The sequence below is a fragment of the Microbacterium umsixpiens genome (assembly GCF_053543675.1).
Genome location: NZ_JBLVOH010000047.1, coordinates 17,340 through 21,252, shown reverse-complemented (window position 1 = coordinate 21,252; position 3,913 = coordinate 17,340). Strand labels below are relative to the sequence as shown.

6 protein-coding genes are annotated in these 3,913 nt (G+C 68.7%); 2 read left to right on the top strand and 4 right to left on the bottom strand.

Going from position 1 to position 3,913, the window contains the following annotated elements:
• A partial coding sequence (locus tag ACNPM4_RS05360) for a DUF4395 family protein (protein ID WP_448984961.1) occupies positions 1-259 on the top strand: 259 nt, incomplete at its 5' end.
• A gap of 85 nt (positions 260-344) precedes the next feature.
• Positions 345-770 (top strand): OsmC family peroxiredoxin, encoded by a 426-nt coding sequence (locus ACNPM4_RS05355; RefSeq protein ID WP_029263617.1) that lies wholly within the window; start codon positions 345-347, stop codon positions 768-770.
• A 15-nt stretch (positions 771-785) separates the two neighbouring features.
• On the opposite strand, the gene ACNPM4_RS05350 is transcribed toward ACNPM4_RS05355, so the two are convergent.
• From ACNPM4_RS05350 to ACNPM4_RS05335, 4 genes are all read right to left on the bottom strand, one after another.
• Positions 786-1,220 (bottom strand): hypothetical protein, encoded by a 435-nt coding sequence (locus ACNPM4_RS05350; protein WP_372469410.1) that lies wholly within the window; start codon positions 1,218-1,220, stop codon positions 786-788.
• Entirely contained in the window at positions 1,220-1,960 is a 741-nt protein-coding gene (gene dapB, locus ACNPM4_RS05345) for a 4-hydroxy-tetrahydrodipicolinate reductase (protein ID WP_105709786.1), read from the bottom strand. The genes ACNPM4_RS05350 and dapB overlap by 1 nt, the downstream gene beginning before the upstream one ends.
• Before the next feature lie 78 nt (positions 1,961-2,038).
• On the bottom strand, positions 2,039-2,641 hold the full coding sequence (locus tag ACNPM4_RS05340; RefSeq protein ID WP_029263620.1) for a histidine phosphatase family protein: 603 nt from the start codon (positions 2,639-2,641) through the stop codon (positions 2,039-2,041).
• Positions 2,642-2,710: 69 nt separating this feature from the next.
• On the bottom strand, positions 2,711-3,736 hold the full coding sequence (locus ACNPM4_RS05335) for an aldo/keto reductase (RefSeq protein WP_448984959.1): 1,026 nt from the start codon (positions 3,734-3,736) through the stop codon (positions 2,711-2,713).
• Positions 3,737-3,913 lie beyond the last annotated feature (177 nt).

Below are 3,913 nucleotides of genomic sequence, written 5' to 3'. Positions count from 1 at the left end.
GCTCGTCCGCCCGCGACTCTCACCGCCGACCGAGCTCGAGGACCCGCGCCCGCCCCGGTTCTCCCAGGGCGTGGGGCTGTTCGTCGTCGGCATCGGTCTCGTCCTGCATCTCCTCGGCGTCCCGTGGGCGCTCCCGATCGCCACGGCAGCCGCCTTCATCGCTGCGTTCCTGAACGCCGCCTTCGCCTTCTGCCTCGGTTGCCAGCTCTACCTCCTGCTCCAGCGCGCCGGCATCATCGGGCGCCCCGCCGCCGCCTGATTCCTGTTCCGTCCCGCCAGGCCCCTCGGTAGGCTGGCCGCTACGTGACCCGCGCACCGAGCGGGTCCCGAGAAGCGGAGGAATCATGCCCGTCACCAGCGAAGCCGCCAGCACCTGGACCGGATCGCTCATGGAGGGATCGGGCACGGTCGCGTTCTCGTCGTCGAACCTCGGCACCTTCCCGATCAACTGGAAGGCGCGCAGCGAAGGCAGCGACACCACGACCACGCCGGAGGAGCTCATCGCGGCGGCCCACGCTTCGTGCTTCAGCATGGCGCTCTCCCATGCGCTCGCGGAGAACGGCACCCCGCCGGAGCGTGTCAACACGACGGCCTCGGTCACCTTCAAGCCGGGCGTCGGCATCACGGGCAGCCACCTGAACGTGAACGCGACGGTACCGAACCTGACGCCCGAGGCGTTCCAGGAGATCGCGGCGGGCGCGAAGACCGGCTGCCCGGTGTCGCAGGCTCTCGCCGGCATCGAGATCACTCTCGAGGCGACTCTCGCCTGAGGGATGATGCGGGGGTCAGCGCCGCGAGAGGCGGATCGCCTCGCGGATGCTGGCCCTGGCATCCTTCCGGCGCCCGGCGGCGTCCTGCACGACGCCCAGTCGGTAGCGCGCACGCCAGTCACCGCCGGCTGCGTCGGCCTCGGCGGCGTATCGCGCGATGAGCGGATCCGCGTCGGCGCGGGCGATGCGACCGCTCGGCGTCAGCTCCGTCTCCACCGGAGGCATCCCGCCTTCCGCATCGAGCAGACGTCCGAGGCGGTCCGCACCGAAGCCGAACATCATCTCGCGAACCAGCGCCCAGGCCCCGATCGGAGCAAGCACCAGCAGTGTGACACCCATGCCGATGGACACCGGAGAGCCGACCGAGATGAACATCACGGCCAGCCAGATCGCGACGGCGAGATAGACGAGCAGCGCCGCGGCCATCAGGCCGACGCCGATCCGCGACATCACGAGCGGATGCCGATGTCGATCATGTTCTCCAGGCCGACGACCACACCGGCGGCCTGAACCGCGAACGGCACGGCGAGCCGGATCCCCGGCGCATAGGCGAGCGCCGAGTCGGTGGTGTCATGCGTGAACGTCAGCGACTCGCCGGGGCCGGACAGGATGACCTCCTGCTTGGCGACGACTCCGGGCCGCCGCAACGAGTGGATCGGCACGCTGCCGACCTGCTGCCCCCGTGCACGCTGATCCGCATGCGGAGCGCTGACAGGGCCCTGCTCCGCGCGGGCCGCCGCGATCAGCTCGGCGGTGCGCACAGCCGTGCCGCTCGGCGAATCGATCTTGGTCTCGCGGTGCGCTTCGATGATCTCGGCGGAGCCGAAGAACGGGGCGGCGGCCGCAGCCAGCGCCGACCCGAGCACTGAGCCGAGCGAGAAGTTCGGGATGAACACCGCGCCGGTGCCGGCAGCTTCGACGAGAGGACGCACGAGGGCGATCCGTTCCGAAGACCACCCGGAAGTCGCGACGAGGACGTTGATGCCCCGTTCGACGGCGGCGCGGACGACCTCGATGCTGACCTGGGGCGTCGAGGCATCGACGACGAGATCGGCCCCGTCGAGCTCGGAGAGATCACTCGACGAGGTCAGCACGCGGCTCACCTCGAAGCCCTCGAGCTCATCGATCACCGCACCGATGATCGTGCCGAGCTTCCCGGTTCCGCCGACGAGGGCTACCTGCGTGGTCATGCGTCCAGTCTATTTCGCGGGACGCGGTCCGTCCGGGGGCGCGCGGGCGGTGCTCCGCCGTTCTGGAAGCGAGAGCTCTCAGACGAGAAGCGCGTCGGGGATTCCCGTTCGCAGCTCCACCGGAAGATGCCCGGTGTCGTTGTGCGTGAGAAGCGTCCACGGCCGCCCCTGCTTCTGCGCGATGACGGTCAGACCGCAGTGGGACTGGTTCAACGTCATCCATCGCCACTCCGGCGCCGCGAGCACTTCGCGCACGAACCACGAGATCACGAAGTTGTGTGTGATCAGCACCTCATGCACCTCCCCGGTCTTGCGCACGAGGAACTCCTCGACCGCATCCGACATCTGCGCGCGCCCCGCTTCGATCTCGGCTTCGGTGACCGAGCCGAAGAACGGCTCGAACACCGCGGGAGTCTCTTCGGTCATCCCGGTGGGGACGCAATCGAAGAGCAGCGCGGTGGGCTCAGGATCGACCGACGGCAGACGAGCAGCGATCGCTCGAGCCGTCTCATTCGCGCGGAGCAACGGCGAATGCCATACCGCGTCGAGCGGAAGCCCGGACAGTCGGTCGGCGATCAGCTCGGCCTGACGCTGCCCTCGGGGAGAAAGGGGTCCGTCGGCGAGACCATGCTCCGCATCCTGATGTTCACCATGTCTGACCAGATATATGTAGTGCGTCACAACTCGCTCGCTTCATCGCCAGCATCCGCCGGGCCTTGATCCCACCCTATGTCACGGGTGGGACGATGCTCAGTTGCCGGCCCGGGTCAGCTCGGCGAGGTGGCTCCGCGACAGCGAGACACCCGCGCCCTGCATGAGTTCATCGACGTGTTCCGTGGCGAACGTGTTCACGATCGGTGCCGCGATCGTGCGCTGAGCGAGCAGCCAGGCGATCGAGACCGCAGCCACGGGGACCGCCAACTCCTCGGCCACCTGGTCGAGTGCGCGCAGGATCTTGATACCCCGCCGGTTCAGGTGCCCGCGCAACTGCTCGCCGCGCACGCCGCGCGAGGTCAGCGCCTTGTTACGGTGGCGCCCCGAGAGGAACCCGTGTTCGAGGGCGTGAGACGGCGTCACCGCGAGGTTCTGCGCGCCGGCCACGAGGCGCAGGTCGCCCTCGAACGGCTGGCGACGGATGAGGTTGTACGGCGCATCGATCACCTGGATGCGCGGGTATCCGGCCGAGGCGAGGATGCGTGCCTCGACCAGTCGCTCCGGTGACAGGCCGAAGGCGCCGACGGCACCGACCTTCCCCGCGTCCGACAGCCATTCGACGGTCGCCAGGGTGTCTTCGAGATTGGTCGTGGCATCGAGCGTCGCGTCGAGGTACAGGACGTCGATGCGCTCGACCCCGAGCCGTGTGAGCGACCCCTCCACCGCACGTACGAGGTTGACGGAGCCCAGCCCCGGATTGTCGGCGTGGGCACCGATGCGAACGCTCAGCACCGCGTGATCACGCCGACCGCGCGACCGCAACCACTGGCCGATGATGTGCTCGCTGCGCCCGCCGGAGAACCCGTCGGCCGTATGGATGGCGTTGCCGCCGAACTCCAGGTAGCGATCGAGGATTCCGTGGCTGGTCTCGAGATCGACGTTCCAGCCGAACTCGGCGGCTCCGAGCATCAGCGGGAAGGTCTCGTAGCCGGTCTCGCCGAGCGGGACGCGGATGGTCTCCCCTATCCCCGGTCCGACGATGGGGATCGGTGCGGACGGGTGCTCGGCGTGCTGCGGGGCGCGATCGGCCGACGCTCCTGCGCCTACGCTGAACAACCGCATACTCTCTCACCCCCGCGTCGATCGGTGCGTGCCGACCTGCGTACCTGCTGGATCTGCACCCCCCGGTGCGTACTTCGAGGGTAAGCGAATTCATCGAACGCCCTGACCAATCCGGGGAACGGCGCGGAAACGGCCGATAACGATTTGGTCACACCGGATACGACGGAACCCGGGCCC

Coding starts and splice junctions, on each gene's coding strand:
- dapB (WP_105709786.1), bottom strand. CDS start 1,960: ATGACCACGCAGGTAGCCCTCGTCGGCGGAACCGGGAAGCTCGGCACG.
- ACNPM4_RS05355 (WP_029263617.1), top strand. CDS start 345: ATGCCCGTCACCAGCGAAGCCGCCAGCACCTGGACCGGATCGCTCATG.
- ACNPM4_RS05335 (WP_448984959.1), bottom strand. CDS start 3,736: ATGCGGTTGTTCAGCGTAGGCGCAGGAGCGTCGGCCGATCGCGCCCCG.
- ACNPM4_RS05350 (WP_372469410.1), bottom strand. CDS start 1,220: ATGTCGCGGATCGGCGTCGGCCTGATGGCCGCGGCGCTGCTCGTCTAT.